At 60.5% G+C, this 17,681-nt stretch carries 25 protein-coding genes; 10 read left to right on the top strand and 15 right to left on the bottom strand.

What is annotated here, in order from left to right; genetic code table 11:
• Positions 1-144: 144 nt before the first annotated feature.
• From A3AS_RS0119275 to A3AS_RS0119250, 4 genes are all read right to left on the bottom strand, one after another.
• Positions 145-936, bottom strand: a complete 792-nt coding sequence (locus A3AS_RS0119275) for a hypothetical protein (RefSeq protein WP_049814928.1) — start codon at positions 934-936, stop codon at positions 145-147.
• Between the two features lie 1,693 nt (positions 937-2,629).
• Positions 2,630-4,258, bottom strand: a complete 1,629-nt coding sequence (locus tag A3AS_RS0119260) for a hypothetical protein (RefSeq protein ID WP_026202142.1) — start codon at positions 4,256-4,258, stop codon at positions 2,630-2,632.
• 464 nt (positions 4,259-4,722) lie between these two features.
• The gene (locus A3AS_RS0119255; protein WP_018319205.1) at positions 4,723-5,343 is read right to left on the bottom strand and encodes an imm11 family protein; all 621 of its coding nucleotides are present in this window, start codon (positions 5,341-5,343) and stop codon (positions 4,723-4,725) included.
• A gap of 62 nt (positions 5,344-5,405) precedes the next feature.
• Complete coding sequence (locus tag A3AS_RS0119250) at positions 5,406-6,182, bottom strand: DUF4261 domain-containing protein (protein ID WP_018319204.1); 777 nt, start codon at positions 6,180-6,182, stop codon at positions 5,406-5,408.
• 172 nt (positions 6,183-6,354) lie between these two features.
• On the opposite strand from A3AS_RS0119250, the gene A3AS_RS0119245 reads away from it, so the two are divergent.
• Positions 6,355-6,819 (top strand): GNAT family N-acetyltransferase, encoded by a 465-nt coding sequence (locus A3AS_RS0119245; protein ID WP_018319203.1) that lies wholly within the window; start codon positions 6,355-6,357, stop codon positions 6,817-6,819.
• 83 nt (positions 6,820-6,902) lie between these two features.
• Here the strand turns inward: A3AS_RS0119245 and A3AS_RS0119240 are convergent, their stop codons facing one another.
• Together A3AS_RS0119240 and A3AS_RS47350 are read right to left on the bottom strand one after the other, a co-directional pair.
• Positions 6,903-7,130 (bottom strand): hypothetical protein, encoded by a 228-nt coding sequence (locus A3AS_RS0119240; RefSeq protein ID WP_026202141.1) that lies wholly within the window; start codon positions 7,128-7,130, stop codon positions 6,903-6,905.
• A gap of 178 nt (positions 7,131-7,308) precedes the next feature.
• Positions 7,309-7,503 carry a hypothetical protein gene (locus tag A3AS_RS47350; protein WP_049814922.1) on the bottom strand — a complete coding sequence of 65 codons (195 nt, stop codon included), beginning with the start codon at positions 7,501-7,503 and terminating at the stop codon, positions 7,309-7,311.
• A 402-nt stretch (positions 7,504-7,905) separates the two neighbouring features.
• On the opposite strand from A3AS_RS47350, the gene A3AS_RS0119230 reads away from it, so the two are divergent.
• The 3 genes from A3AS_RS0119230 to A3AS_RS47345 all read left to right on the top strand — a co-directional run bounded on the left by A3AS_RS0119230 (position 7,906) and on the right by A3AS_RS47345 (position 9,018).
• On the top strand, positions 7,906-8,121 hold the full coding sequence (locus A3AS_RS0119230) for a dodecin family protein (RefSeq protein ID WP_026202140.1): 216 nt from the start codon (positions 7,906-7,908) through the stop codon (positions 8,119-8,121).
• 159 nt (positions 8,122-8,280) lie between these two features.
• Positions 8,281-8,592 (top strand): hypothetical protein, encoded by a 312-nt coding sequence (locus A3AS_RS0119225; RefSeq protein ID WP_018319199.1) that lies wholly within the window; start codon positions 8,281-8,283, stop codon positions 8,590-8,592.
• 207 nt (positions 8,593-8,799) lie between these two features.
• A complete protein-coding gene (locus A3AS_RS47345; RefSeq protein WP_157644302.1) occupies positions 8,800-9,018 on the top strand; it encodes a hypothetical protein in 219 nt (72 codons plus the stop codon).
• 159 nt (positions 9,019-9,177) lie between these two features.
• Here A3AS_RS47345 and A3AS_RS48375 read toward each other — a convergent pair whose 3' ends face one another.
• Positions 9,178-9,348: a hypothetical protein gene (locus A3AS_RS48375; protein WP_018319197.1), complete on the bottom strand. Its 171-nt coding sequence runs from the start codon at positions 9,346-9,348 to the stop codon at positions 9,178-9,180.
• 330 nt (positions 9,349-9,678) lie between these two features.
• On the opposite strand from A3AS_RS48375, the gene A3AS_RS0119210 reads away from it, so the two are divergent.
• Entirely contained in the window at positions 9,679-9,879 is a 201-nt protein-coding gene (locus A3AS_RS0119210) for a hypothetical protein (RefSeq protein WP_018319196.1), read from the top strand.
• Positions 9,876-10,082 (top strand): hypothetical protein, encoded by a 207-nt coding sequence (locus A3AS_RS0119205; protein WP_018319195.1) that lies wholly within the window; start codon positions 9,876-9,878, stop codon positions 10,080-10,082. The genes A3AS_RS0119210 and A3AS_RS0119205 overlap by 4 nt, the downstream gene beginning before the upstream one ends.
• Here the strand turns inward: A3AS_RS0119205 and A3AS_RS0119200 are convergent.
• The 4 genes from A3AS_RS0119200 to A3AS_RS43575 form a co-directional block, all read right to left on the bottom strand.
• Positions 10,076-10,345: a hypothetical protein gene (locus A3AS_RS0119200; RefSeq protein ID WP_018319194.1), complete on the bottom strand. Its 270-nt coding sequence runs from the start codon at positions 10,343-10,345 to the stop codon at positions 10,076-10,078. The genes A3AS_RS0119205 and A3AS_RS0119200 overlap by 7 nt on opposite strands.
• A gap of 142 nt (positions 10,346-10,487) precedes the next feature.
• Positions 10,488-10,736 (bottom strand): hypothetical protein, encoded by a 249-nt coding sequence (locus tag A3AS_RS0119195; protein ID WP_018319193.1) that lies wholly within the window; start codon positions 10,734-10,736, stop codon positions 10,488-10,490.
• Positions 10,737-11,235: 499 nt separating this feature from the next.
• Positions 11,236-11,463 carry a hypothetical protein gene (locus A3AS_RS0119185; RefSeq protein WP_026202139.1) on the bottom strand — a complete coding sequence of 76 codons (228 nt, stop codon included), beginning with the start codon at positions 11,461-11,463 and terminating at the stop codon, positions 11,236-11,238.
• Positions 11,464-11,801: 338 nt separating this feature from the next.
• The gene (locus A3AS_RS43575; protein WP_245283221.1) at positions 11,802-12,104 is read right to left on the bottom strand and encodes a hypothetical protein; all 303 of its coding nucleotides are present in this window, start codon (positions 12,102-12,104) and stop codon (positions 11,802-11,804) included.
• Positions 12,105-12,432: 328 nt separating this feature from the next.
• Here A3AS_RS43575 and A3AS_RS0119170 point away from each other — a divergent pair, with 328 nt between their 5' ends.
• The 4 genes from A3AS_RS0119170 (at position 12,433) to A3AS_RS0119155 (ending at position 15,706) form a co-directional block, all read left to right on the top strand.
• Positions 12,433-12,753, top strand: a complete 321-nt coding sequence (locus A3AS_RS0119170; protein WP_018319188.1) for a hypothetical protein — start codon at positions 12,433-12,435, stop codon at positions 12,751-12,753.
• A 25-nt stretch (positions 12,754-12,778) separates the two neighbouring features.
• Complete coding sequence (locus A3AS_RS0119165) at positions 12,779-13,405, top strand: hypothetical protein (RefSeq protein ID WP_018319187.1); 627 nt, start codon at positions 12,779-12,781, stop codon at positions 13,403-13,405.
• 580 nt (positions 13,406-13,985) lie between these two features.
• Entirely contained in the window at positions 13,986-14,171 is a 186-nt protein-coding gene (locus tag A3AS_RS0119160; protein ID WP_020508701.1) for a hypothetical protein, read from the top strand.
• A gap of 242 nt (positions 14,172-14,413) precedes the next feature.
• Complete coding sequence (locus A3AS_RS0119155; protein WP_018319185.1) at positions 14,414-15,706, top strand: NRAMP family divalent metal transporter; 1,293 nt, start codon at positions 14,414-14,416, stop codon at positions 15,704-15,706.
• A gap of 55 nt (positions 15,707-15,761) precedes the next feature.
• Here A3AS_RS0119155 and A3AS_RS0119150 read toward each other — a convergent pair whose 3' ends face one another.
• From A3AS_RS0119150 to A3AS_RS43570, 4 genes are all read right to left on the bottom strand, one after another.
• Positions 15,762-16,046, bottom strand: coding sequence for a hypothetical protein (locus tag A3AS_RS0119150; protein ID WP_018319184.1), 285 nt, complete (start codon positions 16,044-16,046; stop codon positions 15,762-15,764).
• A gap of 266 nt (positions 16,047-16,312) precedes the next feature.
• A complete protein-coding gene (locus A3AS_RS0119145) occupies positions 16,313-16,825 on the bottom strand; it encodes a PRC-barrel domain-containing protein (protein ID WP_018319183.1) in 513 nt (170 codons plus the stop codon).
• Between the two features lie 242 nt (positions 16,826-17,067).
• The gene (locus A3AS_RS47340; protein ID WP_157644301.1) at positions 17,068-17,223 is read right to left on the bottom strand and encodes a hypothetical protein; all 156 of its coding nucleotides are present in this window, start codon (positions 17,221-17,223) and stop codon (positions 17,068-17,070) included.
• Positions 17,220-17,642 (bottom strand): hypothetical protein, encoded by a 423-nt coding sequence (locus tag A3AS_RS43570; RefSeq protein WP_049814920.1) that lies wholly within the window; start codon positions 17,640-17,642, stop codon positions 17,220-17,222. The genes A3AS_RS47340 and A3AS_RS43570 overlap by 4 nt, the downstream gene beginning before the upstream one ends.
• Positions 17,643-17,681: the final 39 nt, after the last annotated feature.

Genomic DNA, 17,681 nt, shown 5'->3' with positions numbered 1-17,681 from the left:
GGACTCGCCGATCAGATATGCTGCGATCCATGCAGACAAGGATTCCATGCTCTACTGTAACGCCCCGTCCGTCGCAGGTATTTAAGAACTCGCTTCAACATTGATCAGGTCCGATGCGAGTCAGCTGACACCATCGCGCCTGTCTTAGTTCTCGGCGAAAGAGTCGAGGAGCGAACGAAACCGTTTCCTGATCTCGTCCGCTTGGTAAACGTATTTGCGACTAAATTCCAAATTCAGAACGCCGTATTGCGCGCCGGTGTGCTCGGCGAGAGTGCAATAAGGATTCTTGTCGGAGATCTTGTTGCAGGCAAAAATCAGAGGCCCCTCGGTCGTATCTTTCATAAATAGATCGGAATCCGCCTCGCATAGCTTGTAATCGGATTCGACCTCTCGAAGCTCGCCTCTGCCTTTCTGTTCACACCGATGTTCCCATTGTCGCTTTCGCTCGGAAAAATCCAACTCTTCCTGTCCTCCTCGGATCGTTGCTATCACTTGATCACGGAAGCCGTCGCGGTATGGATGCTCGATAAGTCTATCAGCATTGTTCGCATCCCGAGGCGTCAAGCCGGGGAGCAGGACGTGAATTTCGAACGTCGTCGTTCGGGGATTGGGGGCGACAGCTGATCGATCTAGATCCACGAGGTAATTGCGCGGAACCTTGTAAACCTTGTTGCCAAAAGGGATCGAAACCACCGCGGTGCTAAGGGAAGGATGCTCAAGTAGTTGATCTGCGCTAAACGAATTCCTTTGCACCATCTCTGCAAACGACTCGCGTTTATCCAAAAGTGGATCTGGATTGCCGGGATGAATGAACATCCTGTAACCGAGGAATATGCCCGCTATCAGCACCGCAACCGCGGAGGAAATGACCCACTTCATCACGTCGGATATTTCGGCGCGGGTCTGGCGGTATTGCCTACGTCCAAATTCGGGCATGTCCCCCTCGACTCGCCTCCACTTAAGCACGCCTTTTTGGTTGTAGTTCGTCAGTCCGTCAACCGCGAGCCGGGCAATTGCTCAATTTTCTATGAACAGCGAGGTCCGCTGTGGGTCAGAAGCGGCCTAAGCAGGCGTCGTCGTGAAGGTCAGCTACGGGCCACAACCGGACCTCATGTAGGTGTCAACCCGGTGGCTACCATAGGAGATGTAGACGCGAGCACATCTATGTAGACAAGCGTAGATTGCTGCGGCGTCTCGCGATAGGCTGCAGCATGTTCCCGCCCTTGCTCGGGTTCGACCGACTTAAATCAATGAACGAGCAACGTCTTACATCGGCTTTGAAAGGGTGGTTTGCGGGTTGTTTTGCCGCGACGGTGACCCTTTTTCTCGTTGGCCTGATTAATCAGTTAAGCACCCCAATGGACTTACTCCCGCCAGCTTGGCAGTGGGCATCTTTGTCGCATTCGTACACCTGACCTTCATAATGAGGATAACGGCTGCTCCGGCGGCTGTTGTCGTTTGGATAACCAGCATCCTACATCTCCGATCTATCGCTATATTCGCGGTAAACGGTGCTGCAGTCGGCTGGCTCGGCCAACGCCTGATCACTCCGTGGCCTGACACCACGATGTCGACATACGTGTTCGCCGGCTTGATTGCTGGCTGCACCTACTGGTTTGTTGCCGTGCGCCGCGAGCGGTCCAACTGACACAGCCAGCCTTTGCGAAGCTTCGGGAAGAGGCTCGTGATCCGCATAAACATTGTGCTACAGGACCGCTATGGGTCAAAAGCGGCCTCAGGCGGCGTCACCGTGACGTCCGCTACGGGCCAGAAGTGGACTCACAAGCTAATCGCACCGTCCACTGCCGGATCGCTCGGCTTGGTATGCAAGCCCTTCAGCGTATACCTCGTCGTATTGAGTTTTGCTGATCGGGAACGAAGCGAGCCGCCGAATACCATCTTCCATAGTGTAGATTACGACCGTGTACTCTCGGCACCATCGACTTGGTGAGCTAGGGATAGCGATGTAGTGCCTGCCTTCGCTGCGCTTCCCTAGGAGGACGTCGAGCACTTGGCCCACCTCGACTTTGCCCCTGAGAGCCTCCGTAATCTTCAGACGGGTGAACCAAATGTCGTCGGTGCATCCCTCGCAGTGACGACCACCCATCCAAATCACAGGTAGCTGCAAGCGGGCCTTCGCGACCACAACCTCCCTCGCGTCACGAGGCAAATCGGTTAGGGCTTCTTGGAGCGTGTTTGGCGGTCCCTCAGAAAAATACGCGATCGGCGTGTTCGGGTCAGTCGCCGCAGAAAGCGGTTGACTTGTAGTGATCGTGCTCATCATCACAACGAAAGCCAGATTTCGCTTGACCGATTTCATCTTGATCTGCGCCAAAAGGTTGAGTGCGGAAATCTAGCCCAATCCTAAGGTGTTTAGTAGAGGAGGTCCGCAACGGGTCAGAAGCAGTAATACTCTGGCCGACTAGAAGATTTCCGCTCGGCCCTCATAAACAGACATTCTTTTATGAATACACGGCCTACAGCACGGAACGTCTCAGCGAAAAGAAAGCCCGCGGGACCCCGCGGGCTCGATCCGAACTCTTCCGATGATGCTATTCTGCGGGTGTTTTTGCCCGACGTGTCAAACGAACGATCCGACGGCATACTCACCGCTCCGCAACCTCAACCTCTACTCTGGTCGAAGCAACGGCCGTATCCACCGCGAAAACCACTCCTCAGCGTCACTATGCGGATTGCCTGGACCGTCCACTCCGAAGATCGGGGGTGGAATGACGTAGCTCGGCTCGTCGGCGAAGAGACCGATCGGCTTGCTGGGTTGCGGTTGCGCGCTGCCAGTGGTCGCCACGGTCCAGTTGCCGAACCGCTCGTTGAATTCCGTGGAAGGCAGCAGATACGGGACCGGCGCACTGCCGGACGTGAACACGCTGCCCGCGTTGGACTCATTGACGCGGGCGAGGCGCCGAACGTTTTCGGGCGCGACCGATCCGCCTGCAGGAGCGTCTGGTAATCTATCCACGTTTGCCGGCTTGGCAGGTACAGTGCCGCCTGGCGTGCCGGCCCAGCTGCCAAAGCGATCTGCAAAAGTGGTAGCGCGAGTCTCTGGATCGATCGAGGAAGCTCCGCCCACCTGCCGCCCAAATGTCGATGAAGCCGAAGAGCCGCGGCCACTGGCCGCGCTGTCGACGTTGAGTCCATTGCCGATGATGTTGAGCGGCGGCGCTCCTGTCGAGAACACTCCTCCGCTGGGAGCGGCGGCGCCTGTCCTCGTGCCGGAACTGCTTTCCCCCGCAGTGGCAGCGCGCGTTAGCGCCAAGGCGCCCCCTATGGCAAGCAGCCAAGCGGGAATGGAGGGAGCCGCTATGCCGACAGCCGCCGCTCCAGCCAACCAAGGAAGCGCATTGTGCGCCACGGATGTGCCGCCGGCCAATGGGTTCTCGTAGAAGGGATGCGGCGTTCCGCTAGCCAGATCGTATTTAAAGATGAAGGGATCCTGAGGGACCGCCGTGGTGGGAGGTAGTTGTTCAAAACCTTGAGGATTGATCACCGGAAATCCTGGTACTCCCAACGTGGGAAGCGGATTACCTGGCGTAAATCCTTCCGGTCGATTCAGACCTTCTGTTGAAGGCGGGATAAAGCCGGGCAGTCGTACGTCGGCCGCGGGGGCGGCAAAGCCAGGCAGATCCGGGACAGGCCCAACCGGGGAGAAATGCTGCGAAATCCCTGAACTGGAGCCATATCTCTTCAAGAGCTCGATCTTGTCGGCGAGACTGAGGCCGCCGTCCGGCAAGAGGATGGGCGCACGCAGGGCGCCGTCCCATTGGCCAGCCGCATGGAGTTGGTCGACAGTGTCCTGCATCTGCTGAATGCTGTCCTGATTGTCTTTGGCATATGTCCTCCGGTTTGCGTACCAGTCTTCATTATTCTTGTTCGCTTCCTCCTGTGTCCTTCCCGAAGGTGTATTGGCAAGTAGATGCCCCCTTGCAAGCGCGTGCTTGGCCGCCGCGAGAAAGCCGCTCATCTCGGCGTCCAGCTGATCAAGAGCAGCAGTGTCGCCTTCCTGAGCGGCAACAAAGGATGGGTGCTCCTGGAGTTCACCAAGAAACTTGCAAAATACTTTCCTGTAACTGCCGAGATGGCCGCCCGTATGAGGGCTTGATCCCAGCCCTTGAGTTGCTTTTTGATTTGATGGCAGGCTCATCAAATTCTTGATGCCATCGAGCCTGAAACGATCACCCAAGACCTTGAGTGTGAAGTGGCCGGCAAGCTCCTGGAGCAAGATGTGATGGGTTTGTAACATGCTACCTCTGGCATTGCGCCAATGCAATCATCAGCGGCGCGCCGAAAACTTCGGTGCCCGCATGCGAGGAGAAAATTGAATCGTGAGGTTTGCCCACGTGCCTGTGTGTTCTGACGGGCGAAGCGGCAGCTAGCGGCCAATGGCGACGCCGTGAATGACGACGGTCCGCTCAATGCAATTGCCTGAAGTAGGCCTCTGCAACGACGTGGGCTAAGAATGCCTAGCTGCTACGGAAACGAGCCAATAAAAAAGGCTCGCGAAATACCGCGAGCCGACTTCTCTAGACCATACTACTCTGCCGGTGTTTTGCCCGACGTGTCAACGAACAGGCCACGACAACAGACACCGCAAATTATCCTGCACCAATCGGACGATGAGCCGCAGACGAACCCGAGTCTCTCGCCTTTTTGGTCGGCGATCTTCTCCAAGTAGGATTTCAATATCGGCAGCCGCGGCACATCAGGTCAATACTTCGTCGCATCGGTGAATCCAATGCCCCTGATCCCCGCTTCCTTGCACGCATCCTTCAGGACTTGGTCGCAGACGACCATGGGATAAAAGGCGAGCCTGAAAATATGAGCCGCCCCGACGCTATCCTCTTTGAAGACAAGACTGCTTCTTCTACTCAGATTGTAAACCTTACGATCGGGCGTGCGATACTCGATCTCAAGAACCGATTTTGCTTCGTCGACAGCATCGAGAACCCTGACAATATCACAAAGCCAATAAGCTGGCGCCGCACGGCCATCCCGGTATTGGGTCTCGCATCTGACAAAACGAACTCCCTCCAGATCCAATGTTTCGAGAAGGCTCTTCATCCGGTCGGAAACGAGCCGGTAGTCATGAAAGAGCTCCCAGTCCGCGGGAGCGCGACCGAGAGACTTGTCGATGACAAGTCGCGGCGTTTCAGGGAAAGACACGAAGCCCCGCTCCCGCGGCGGAATGAGGACCAGGCGTCCGCCTGTGAGAGTTGCGAGATTGTCCATCTCCCATCCCGGCGCCGTGTGAAACCCGCCGAGGCCGACGACATAAAACTTTCGATTCTTTGCCTTGGCCCGGCGCCTCTTTGGTAGGGAATCGACCATCAATCTTCACTCATTTACGAAGGTTGTTTCGTATTCCATGGCAGTGTTCCGATGCCGCCCATCTAAACAGAATCATCCACACAGTAAAACACCGGCAGTCCGCCAAACGCATCGGAGTTCTTGTGACGAACCTGGATACGCTCGCTCGCGCTTGCCCCGATCGTGTCACCGTCCTTCACCACGCTGCCATGCTCGATCAGATACACGGCAAGCCCAACCACCTTGTCGAACAACGCCGAAAGCGTGAGCTTGCCGGTCACGAACTCGATCTCACGACCGACGAAGGCGGACAGTCCCATCGTGACCGCGGCGATCTTCGCGCCTGTCCGGAACGGAAGAATGTCGACCCATAGCCTAAAGGGGTAATCAGGATACGGTGCGAACGAATCGCGGGACATCTCGCGCCAGAGATCGGCAGGCCGCGCGACCCGGCCCGCCCAGACCACGCCGCAGCACTCAGGCATCGTCGCAATCAACGCACCGATGACTGCGGTCGTGATGCGCGCGGCGACCAGCGGCTGTTCGCTCTTACCGAGCATCGATACGATCATATGACCTCGATGCCGGGCGGCCATCGCCTTGCTCTCCGGCCACGTCGTCGCAGCGCGTGCCCACAGTCCCTGATCGTCCGGGATGGGTGCCGGCATCGACATCACGGCGACAAGCTCGTTGCCGCAACGAATGAGCGGCGAGTTTGCTCGAGCCTGCGGTGCACGCCCGTCGTCCATCGTCTCCGTTGCCAACTCCGGATGTCGGGCGTGAAGGACCTCTGCAACCGCTGACATGTCCGGCGTCACCGGATTATCCAATAAGACCAAAGCGAGAAGGGAGCTACTCATCGACGACCCGCGGAAATTTGGGGACGAGACGCGATCCGCTGCGCCGCTCGCCCAACAGTTGAAGTATTTCGACTACCTAGAACAAAACGGGAACATTGTCAACCAGCCTTTGTTTGCGTCATATTGCGCGGCCGCAATCCGAGTGTCGGCACAGCTCCCAAACGGTCCCCCCATGTTCTCAATCCACCCCGACGATCTCACCTCCGAACCGACCCGCCGCCTGCTCGCGCTTCATCTCGCCGGCATGCATGCGAGCTCGCCGCCGGGCCGTGTGTTCGCGCTCGACCTGTCGGGGCTGCAGGTGCCCGGGGTCACCGTGTGGTCGGTGCGTGAGGGCGACGACGTCGTCGGCATCGGCGCGCTGAAGGAGCTGGGCGATGGCGGCGCCGAGGTGAAGTCGATGCGGACCCACCCCGATCATCTGCGCCGCGGCGTCGCGGCGCTGCTGCTGGACCACATCGTGCGCGAGGCGAAGGCGCGCGGGCTGACCCGGCTGAGCCTGGAGACCGGAAGCGGCCCGGCGTTCGAGCCGGCGCTGGCGCTGTACCACAAGCGCGGCTTCGTCAACGGCGAGGCGTTCGCCGATTACCAGGCGAGCGCCTTCAACCAATTCCTGCATCTTGCTCTTCGCGCCTGAGCCGGCGCGCGGACGCCACGACGAGACTCGGCTCCAGCAGATTGGCGCGGCCAGATAGCGGGCGACGCCCGAGACATTTCAACTCAGATGGCAGCTCCGGCCAGCAAGAAAGTGCCGCCAAGTGCGACCATCACAAGTCCAGGCCAGTTCGATTTGATGCCGAAGCCGCCACCCGGCCTTTCAGGCTCCAGCGTGTCACGCCCCGAGCGAAGCCACCTTCCACCGCTGAATCGGCCTCGCCAGATGGGCTGAAACGCCATCTGGAGTATGCCGCCGAAAACAAGCAGCACACCAAGCCATATGAGGGTCATGCTCACCTCCTCTACCCGTGAACGCCGATAGTGCTGCACCGGAAACCTGGTCCATTCAGCGTCTATCGGTGGCTCTCGGAATCAGACCGACCTTGAAAGCCGCCGGACGCACCAGCGCGCCGCGCGCAGGCTGGGGATCGCACTCACCGAAGCTCAAGGCTATCTCCAAGCATCCCGCTTAGTCTTCGTCCGGCTCGCGCACGACCGGCGATTCGTCGGTTTGGTTCTCCTCCTCGTCTTGCTCTTCGTCCTCATCCTCTTCTTCGTCGTCATCTTCTTCGTCGTCAGGATCCCGAGGCGGGATCGTGTTGCTCATAACCGCGAAGACATGCCAGTCGATCCTGGCAGGAACCAGTTCGGGGCGTAGGGTCATGTTGTTGCTCCTCGGATGTGAGCCCTGGGCACTTTACCCCTTTTTCGGCGAGGCATGTGACCGAGATGGTTCGCGTGCGAGCCAGAGCTTCCTTCCAGAGCTTCCTTGGGGCCATCTTTCTCGCGCTCGGCACGAGCCATAGCCGTTTTGTCTGGGCGTGAGCTTGCGCGCCAACAGGATCGTGCTGCCTTCCGGTCCGGCAGACTGAAAAGAGACAGCCAATCGGACGCATTTCCGTCGATCCGCCATGAGCGGACACGATGGCGTCGGTCCGGCAGTTCATTCGGAGCCAAGAGCCGCCCTTCCGCCAGCAGTTTGTCCCTTCTCGGCTCCGTCCGAAACGGTATCAGCGTCGAGATCCTGATGCTAGATTTCCTGGGTCATACCGAACAGGAGGACGACATGGCTGATAGCGTCTACAAGGTCATAGAACTGGTCGGTACCAGCAGCGACTCGTGGGAGAAGGCGGCCGCCAATGCGGTCGAGCAAGCAGCGAAATCTCTCCGGGATCTTCGCGTTGCAGAGGTCATCAAGCTCGACATGCAACTGGATGAGAACGGAAAAGTTGAGGCCTATCGCGCCAAGCTCAACGTGTCGTTCAAGTTCGAGGGCTCCTGAGCCTCGGCACCTCGGCCCCCACTTGCGGGGCGAGGATGGCTGATTGGAAAGGCGCGTTGCGCGGGCCCAACGGTCGGTGTGACCCATCCGGAGGAGGCCCTAGTCCAACCAGGGCCGATGTGCTTTGATGCGTGGGGGCGTGTAGCGCGTGGTGGCCCCATGTACATGGTCATTCGCAAGTACGCCAAGGTTCGTTCGGTCGCGGACGCTGCTCGCCGCGCCAGGAGCGGCGTCGGCGAGATCCTAAGGCAATCGCACGGATTCAGATCTTACTATGTGCTGGATGCGGGCGACGGTGTTGGTATCGCTGTGATGATATTTGACGACTGCGAAAGCGCCAATGCAGCGAATGCCAAGATACTCGCGTTTGTTCAGGCAAGTCTGCCTGACCTCGATCTTGGAGTTCCCGAAATCACGACCGGCGAGGTTTTGGTGCATATGGAGCCCAATGGGTCCTCGGGCATAAAGTAGCCGCAAGCGCCGCCAGTTGCGTGGGAGCGCCGCCCTCTTTCTGATGTCGTCGAATTTCGGACTCGTGCGTTGTAGCGAACGGAATGCGTCTCATTCATCCGCACATGGTCATCGCACAGGGTGATCCCATGGGCAGTCCAACCGCATACCGTCCGATCAAGTGCGCTACCTGGTTTTGTAGCAGAATGGCCGCAGGAGAAGCCGATCATGACTGACGATCAGGTCAATCTCGTCGTTCAGCACCTTTGCGAGCAATTGCACCTTGCGCTCCGATTGAAGAACAGCGAGGCACATCCACCAAATGCCAAGGATATTGGATTTGATGCTGCCTCTGTCAGAACTGTATTGCTGACCGGGTTGCGTTCGGCGGAGGTCACGATCCGCCACGAGGCAGCCGGGGCGAGCGAAGAGCCGCCGTGGTCCTGAACGCAAAACGGGGCACAGAAGCTCAGCGCCAATGTCTCAGTTGGGTCATTCGCGACGGGACCAGACCGACAGCAAGTCCGGCGATGTCCATTGTGCCGCCGGAAGCGGAAGTAAATTCAGAGCGGGCATCAGTGGTCGGATTCGACAAGCACCCACGCGTCAGCCGGTATCCGCGTCCGGCTCCTGCTTTTTCGGTGGCGCCTCTGTTGTCTTGCGTCCCAGAAACGTATCGGGCGGCGACTGGTTCAGCAGCTCGCGGGCCTCGCGCAAAAGCTGTCGCATGTATTCTGCCTGCTCATGATCGGCAGGCAACGGCCGATAAACCCGCATCGGTATGCTCCTTCGCTTTGCAGGCGGGAGCACGCTGGGTCTCTCAGCCACCGACGCCTACGGACAAATCCTTGGCCGGTGATGTCTTGCAAACGACCAGAGGTCGCTTTGGTTCAAAAGTGAACTTAGCTCTCGTGTCGCACTCAAGATGAGTAAGTGGCTCAAAGGACTGAACTTGCACCCGAAAATTTAATTTGCGGACATACCAAATGATACAGACTCGGCGCCGCCGGCGGCGTAGCGTTAATTCATCACCGCAAGGCTCGTGGCATTTATCGGTGATGAGAACGCCAGTTTGCGCTCCCGCCTCCTCGAACAGGGAGATGCGCCATGCTGACGCGGCGTCGTTTCAAACAGACCAGGACTCTCAGCGAAAGACTCGCCGACGAAGCCACGCGCTGTCGCGAGGAAGCGCGCGCGCTCGCGCCGGGGCGCCGCCGGGAGATGCTGCTGCGCCGGGCGCGGCAGGACGAAACGGCCATGCAGATCGAGGCCTGGCTGCGCTCCCCCGGCCTGAGGGCACCGACATGATGCAGCAATATCGCGCTTATCTCGTCGGCGAGAACGGGGTCTTCCGCTCCGCCGAAGCGTTCGAGGCTCCGTCGGATTCCTCCGCTCTCAGCTTCGCACGACAGTACACCCGTCACGGCAAGGTCGAGGTGTGGCAGCTCGGCCGGAAGATCGCCGTGCTGGATCCCGAGCCGTCGCCGCCGGACGCGTTGACGCGTCAATGATCGCGTGACGGCGATCGCGAGGTCGGAGTCTCGATCTCGAACCAGAATGTCAGCTGCATGACGGGACCGCTGGCGTCGCGAACGTCGATCGCCATCGTCTGCCTGCCGCCCGTGGGCGGCGCGGAAAGAACGGCATCGCGTGCCATGTCGGCAAGCGACTTGGCGGCCTCGGCCCGAACGGCGCGCGGGCTGGCCAATTCCAGCCCTTCCTCATCGAGCGCAATTCCCTGGTGGTCGCGAAGGTCGAAGTAATAACGCGGCATCGTTGCATCCTTTGCCCTAATAGGCCCGGGACGGGCAAAGGTTTCCAAATGCGACGAAAAATTCGCTAGGGATCAACGGGTTCCGGGAACGCCGCCGAGGTCGATCCGGCAGGACGGGGACTTTGCCTGGCTGCGCGGCCCCCTATTCCTCCGCAAGCTTGTGCTCGATATAGGCATCCACCGTCTCGGCGAACGAGCGCTGCACGCCGACCGCGACATCGTGCTGGTCCAGTGCGTCGCGCTGGAGCACGCGCAGGCCGCGCCCGCGGGCGCTGAGCGGCGCCGTGTTCAGATACTGATCGATGGCACCTTTGGCGAGCGGGATGGCCTTGGGATCGCCCCTGGCGATCAGGAGCCTGAGCAGGCTCTGGCATTCGGCCAAACCTGGCATGGGTTCAGCCTCTCACCTTTGCTGCGATTTCGGCTTCGGCCGCTGCACCGGCTGGGTGTGGGTGCCGAACAGCGCCAGCAGGAACGCGACTTCTTCCTTCGAACCGATCTGGATCATGATTGTCTCTCCTCTTCGCTCCGTTGGTCGGGACGAGCGGGCGCGGAGTTCAGGACGATCTGGTTTCAGCAATGTTTCAGCCGTGTTTCGTCGGACGGGGGGGTCGGAGTGCCGCCTGCTTGTGTACAGAATTGAACATGGTCACCACCGCGAGGTCGTCTGCGCGGCAAGCGGACGAGGCGTCATATACAATAAGCCCGCGCGGATCGCTCCACGCGGGCTTTTGCTTGACGCTTGCGCAACCTCACTCGCAAGGGGCCGTGGGCGCGCCAGGCACCCTCGGCATCCATTCTCAGTGCATGTGGCCAATCAGATAAACGCCGCCACCGATCACGATCACGGCCGGGACGGCCCAAAGCAAAAGTACAGGCATCTGTCCTTCTCAGTTCGACGTGCAGACCTTGACGGTCTTCATGCCGGCCTCGGCTTCAGTCCTGGTCTTGTACACGGTGTCACCGCTGACGACGGTCGTTTCCGTGCTCGTCGGCTTCGATTCGGCGATCGTGCACTTCTTGGTCTTGACGTCCTGCACCACGTAGAACGACTGCGCGAATGCGGGAGCCGCAAATGACGTCAACACGGCAGCGGCAATGATGGTCTTGATGTTCATCGTGTCCTCCTCCAGCAGTCCGGTCATCCGGACCTGTCTTCTTCAAACATACAAAATTACCACTTGTTCCCGATCGAGCCTGAACCGACAGCCGCCGCCAGCGTTGGTGCGAAAACTGGAGGCCTCGATGCTGGATATGAGACTTGTCACGACCTCGCTGGCGATGCTGATTGCACTCTTGTCCGTGGCTCTGGCCGAACCTGCCAGGGATCAAGCCCGGCCTGCTGGTCAAGGCTCCACTGAGGCTCGTCCGATCCGCGTCATCCTTCCCGCACTTTGGGAGCCCGCCAGGACGCAAGCCGACGCACAATCGTCGAAGTGAGGCGGCCGCCGTTCAATCACATGCGGGCCTTCGAACCAGCCGTTTTCACGGGCTTGCGCCTCTGAATGACAAGCCGCAAGGCGATGCCGTGCTGCCAGGCACGCACTCTCACCGCCGCTTCGCTTCGATTGAGCTCGCTTGCAATCTCGTTCGGCCGCCGGCCTGCGTCGGCCAATGCCTTCAATCGCTCGTGGTCTTGCGCCGTCCATTTCTTCAGCAGCGGGTAGCCAGATTGCATGATGGGAGCCGTCTCGATTTCCCGGCGACAATGGGCCGGCGCAGTTGAAGTTCCGAAGGCGAAAAACCAGTTAAGCCGCATGGGAGCGACCCCAGGCACCTCCGGGGCTGGACGTGGGGAGCGAAAATGCCGGGGCCGCCAGCGCGCCAACTCAACGCGCGCTCCGGCCATCATCCGCCCCTCACGCCTTCGTGCCGTATCAATTGATGCGGCGGCTGAAATAAATCTGCCAACAGCATCCGCACGGCGCGCATAAACGGGACAAACTGGCAGACGTTCCTAATCTGGTTCGATGCACACGCACATTTCGCGCGAGACAGGCTGCGGCACTCGGCATCTGCAAACGGAAGCAACCAATTCGAATCTCACTTGTTGTCGCCGGCACTTTCACCTGCTGGAGGACAAAAAAATGCGACGTCTTACTCTACTTGCCACGACCATGCTGCTGCTCGGAGCGGTGCCCGCTAGCGCGCAATCGCAGCCTGCCCAGAGTGGGCCGGGCAACAACGCCGTCAACAGCTCGGACCAGAACAACTCGAACAAGCCGGTCGCCGGCCGCAACAGCTTCACCGAGGGGCAGGCCAAATCGCGGATCGAGGATGCCGGTTATTCCAACGTCTCCGGCCTGCACAAGGACAACGAAGGCGTCTGGCGCGGCAAGGCCGACAAGGCCGGCAGCAAGAGCGACGTCAGCGTCGACTTCCAGGGCAACGTGAACCCCACCAAGTAACAAGCAATCACGAGGAGACCGAACAATGACAGTCACCATCTCACGTCTTTACGACAATTACTCCGATGCCGAACGTGCCGTGACCCGGCTCGAAGGCGCCGGCGTGCCGCATTCCGATATCAGCATCGTCGCCAACAATTCGGACAATTGGTACGGTTCGCGGTCCGGCAAGGTCGACCGCGATCGCGACGGCGTCGACGATCGCGCTGAAGGCGCCGGGACCGGAGCCGGCATCGGCGCCGGCCTCGGCGGCGCAGCCGGCCTGCTCGCCGGGCTCGGCCTGCTGGCAATCCCCGGCCTCGGGCCGGTCGTCGCGGCAGGCTGGCTCGCCTCGACCGCTGTCGGCGCGGCTGCCGGCGCGGCCACGGGCGGCATCGTCGGCGCCCTGACGCAGGCCGGCGTCTCCAGGGAAGATGCCTCGCGCTATGCCGAGGGCATTCGCCGCGGCGGCACGCTGGTGTCCGCAAGGGTGCCCGACCAGGACCGCTCACGCCTCGATGCGCTTCTCCACGATAAGTCCGTGAACCTTCAGGACCGCAGCGCGGCCTGGCAGAAAGCCGGCTGGACCGACTTCGATGCCGCAAGCCCGCCCCTGTCTCCCGAGGACATCGGCCGCGAGCGCGAGCTCTACGGCGTGGGCACGCGGCGATAGAGCAGCCCAGACCCGGGACGACAAAGGCCCCGCGGTGCGGGGCCTTTTTTCCTGTCGAGAGCCGATCCTCATATCGATGCTACGCATCAAGTCGGGCAGTAGCAATCGCGAGACATTTCCTGCCATTCAACCGCTTCAGTCGGCGGTTGTTCAGGCGCTTCACCGTGTGGGCCCGCCCCAGTTCTCTTCATCACCCGCTCGGCTATAAGCACTCGCATGCGCAATTCTTCCAGCTCAGCGAGTTGTAGAATGAGCACTTCAACTCGTTCATGAAGAAGTGCGACATCGTGTGCGCAGACAAAGGGATGCATTGTCGGTCCCCACGTTTTCGGTATTTCATGATTTGGCCCAGCGCTGGACCGGGAAATTTTGGCAATTCCGGCGGGGGCGCGCACTTACATTCAGCAAGGTGCACCGCACTAACGAATGCCTGTTCCTGCTCCGGAACAAGGCGATCCGTGCGTTTTCCGACATTTGACTCAAATGCAACCTACCGAATTCGGCAGGATGCAATCTCTTCGCGCCATGCTGGGACATGTGCTTGCGCGAATGCAATCGGGAAAGCGTCGGAGAGATTGCCATGTACTACGTCGCCGCTGCATTGCTGGTGCTGTCGGGACTGTTCTACTCCGCGAGCCATCACGAGATCGGCTCGTTCGGCGTCACCATGTGCAGCTATGGCGGCGCGTTCTGCGATAACCCGCTGATCGTCTTTTCCGGCGCGGCGCTGGCCGCCGCCTGGGGCATGTTCGTCAGCGTCAAGTAGCGCGTCCGTCGTCCTTCATCCCCAACGTTCAAAGTCCCGCCGCCGACACCAGTAGCCTCGCGGACTACTTGCGAGAATCTGGGCTGCGGGAATTTTTGCGATGATGGCAATCTACACCTGTTTTGCCCGACAGTCAAGTCGACTTAGCATTATCAGAAATCGATAGGACGCCGGCGCGGCGAGGAACTTTCGTTTCCCGATTAGCATTTGCATAAAAGCACCCGCCCGACGAGGTCCCGTTCATGAGCGACAGCGCTCTCACGCCGACGAAATCCGCGCCGTCGCTGCTGCAAAGGCTGGGTCCGGGCCTCATCACCGGAGCTGCCGACGACGATCCTTCAGGCATCGCCACTTATTCGCAAGCCGGCGCGCAATTCGGCTACGGGCTGCTGTGGACGGTGTTTCTGACCACGCCGTTCATGATCGCCATCCAGCTCGTCAGCGCGCAGATCGGCCGCGTCACCGGCAAGGGGCTCGCCGCCAACGTCATGCAGATCGCGCCGCGCTGGGCGGTGCTGGCGCTGGTCGCCATGCTCGTCGCCGCCAACACGTTCAACATCGCCGCCGACATCGCCGCGATGGCCGAGGCGCTTTCGCTGGTCATCGGCGGCCTCAACCACGAGCACGCGCTGATCTTCGCGGCGGGCTCGACCCTGCTCCAGGTCTTCCTGCCTTATCGCCGCTATTCCCCGGTGCTGAAATTCCTCACCTTGGCGCTGTTCGCTTATGTCGCCACCGCCTTCACCGTCGAGATCCCGTGGAGCACGGCGCTGCTCGCCGCGGTGTGGCCGAAGGCCAATGTCAGCGCCGACTATTTTCTGATGGTCGTCGCCGTGCTCGGCACCACCATCAGCCCCTATCTGTTCTTCTGGCAGGCCTCGCAGGAGGTCGAGGAGATGAACCAGGGCAAGCGCGACAAGCCGCTTCGCGACGTCAAGCGTGGCGCCGGCCCGGAGCTCGCGCGCATCAGGGCCGACACCATCTCCGGCATGCTGCTGTCCAACGGCATCGCCTTCTTCATCATCCTCACCACCGCATCGGTCCTGCACGCCAACGGCGTTACCAGCATCGGTTCGGCGACGGAGGCGGCCGAAGCGCTGCGGCCGCTCGCCGGCGACTTCACCTTCGCGCTGTTCGCGCTCGGCATCATCGGCACCGGCCTGCTCGCCATCCCTGTGCTGGCGGGCTCGGCCGCTTACGGCGTCGCAGAGATCTTCGGCTGGCGCGCCACGCTGGAGGCCAAGCCCGATGAGGCGGTCGGCTTCTACACCATCATCGCCGCGGCAACGCTCATCGGCTTCGGCCTCGGCTTCACCGGCATCGACTCCATCCACATGCTGGTGTGGAGCGCGGTGCTCAACGGCATCGTCGCCGTGCCAATCATGGCGATGATGATGCTGATCGTCTCGAGCCGCGCGATCATGGGCCGCTTCAGGGCCCGGTCATGGCTGATCGCGCTGGGCTGGCTCGGCACCGCGCTGATGGCGCTGGCCGTGCTCGCTCTGCTCGGCTCGTCGGTGATCGGTCGAGGCTAGAGCGGCGACAACGCCACCGAGATCTGCGAGGCGGCTCCACTCATCGTGAGCGAAGTTACGGCGTCACGGGGTTGACGGTCGGCGAGGTCTTGGGCCCCGGCCGCGACGGCTCGATCGGCGATTTCGGTTTGGTCGGGAGTACCGCAGCACCAGCCGCCCGCGCCGCTTCTCCCGTGGTCGCATACATCGCAATATGGGCCGGCTGGGTCTTGGCGCGGCTCCAGGGGCCGTGATCGACAATCAGCATTGCCGCAATCGTCACGCCAGCCACGATCAGCGCGATCACACCGGGATGGCGGAGGGCGGCAGAGATGGAGCTCGCGAAACGAGTATTTGTCATCGAAAGATCCGCTGTTGTCCTCATGCAGGGTTAATTCAATGGCGCCCCTCCCGGTTCCCCCGCCTCCTTGGGGACGGGCGGTTCCACCCTGCAGAGGCCACGATCCTGCGGTCGGGAAATCGACCCGGCCCGGCACCGCATTGCCGAACCGAGTGAATAGCTTCACGCGGCTGAGTGTGAAGCGCGGCTGCAAGCGGCTCCGATGTGGGTTGGCATGAAAAGGGCCTCCAAATGGAGGCCCTCGATCTCGATAACGTTTCGTCCTGTCAGTTGTAGTCCGAATATTTGAACTGCGGGAGTGCCTTCAGCTGCTCCTTGTTTCCGCTCATGACGGCGTGATCGGGGACCCAATCATTGGTGTTGCGGGTCGTGGCGCTGGTCGAAGCCGCGCCGGTCGTCGTCTCGCGCGGGGTGGTCGAAGTGCTGGTCGAGCTGGTCCGGACCGGCTCTTCCACGAACTTCAGTTTGTCCATCGAAACGGCGATATCGTGCTCGCCCATTCCCAGGAAGCCGCCGATGCCGATCACCACTGCGTTGATCTTGCCGCTCTTGTCGACGAGCAGTTCGTTGATGTCGCCGAGCTTCTCGTTGGCTTCGTTATAGACGTTCAGGCCCATGAGCTTCGAGGCGCGCCAATTGTCCTTGAGCATCATCTTATCGGCCGGCTGTGCGGTAGCAGCCGGAGCCGCTCGATCAGCCGGCGGAGTGGATTGCGCGAACGCAGCGCCGCCGATCAGAGCGCTGCTGATCAGAGCTGCGGCGAAAGTGGTTTTCATCATCGTCTCCTCCAGTGAGTCAGCATCCAGATGGATGCCTGGCCGCCAACGCCTGGATATTCCACTTGTTCCCGGTTGGGCACTCAGGGAGCGGAGCCGCAAGCCCGGCGATCCGATCTAGCTCCCGAATATGATGCGCAAGGCGATCACGATGACTGCCGAGACGAGAAAGGAAATCGCCAGCAGCGTCCAACTCGGCCTTGTGCTTCCGCGGGCAACGCGGGCAACGAGCATCTTCATGTCCGTCAACATTCGTCCTTGGGAAGCCGGTGCAGGTAGGCTATCCCGAAGCTGGCGAGTTCTTCGGCATCGCTTTCGCGCTCGTCCATCTGCAAAAAAAGACCGCGCTCCGAACGAGCGCGGCCTTTTCCTTTATAACACTTGCGATCTTTTCCGCTCACCACCATCCGCCGGAAAACGGGTCGTGCCGCTCGAAGGCAAGCCGTCGCTCGGGTGCCCTTTTCGATGATTTGGCCGAGCGCTTCGGATGCGTACGGGCCTCTGCGGAGACGCGGAGGGCCGGTTCTTTCTTGATCTGGCCGGACGGTGCTGCAGGCATGGCGGCCATGGCTTCACGCATGTGCTGCCGCGGTTCTTCAGGAATCGGATCGGCCTGCGCGATCTCAGGCACATCGGCGCGCAGACGCGTATCGAATACGATCTTCTCCGGTAGTCTTCTTGCCGACGTGATTCGGATGATGGTTCTGTCAGGATCTGCCGTCGCTGCAGGCTCGCCGGGAGCCGGCAAGTACCGGTCGGCAGCGAACAGCAAGGTCACCAGGAGCCCGCCGACGAAGACGAAGTATCGAATGATCGGCATGACGGCCGCTCGCAAACAAGGGTGAGGTATTCGGGGGGG

Source organism: Bradyrhizobium sp. WSM2793 (assembly GCF_000379585.1).
In the GTDB taxonomy this organism is placed as follows: Bacteria; Pseudomonadota; Alphaproteobacteria; order Rhizobiales; family Xanthobacteraceae; genus Bradyrhizobium.
Note: the sequence above shows the minus strand (reverse complement) of the source record. Positions and strands in the feature narration are given on the sequence as shown.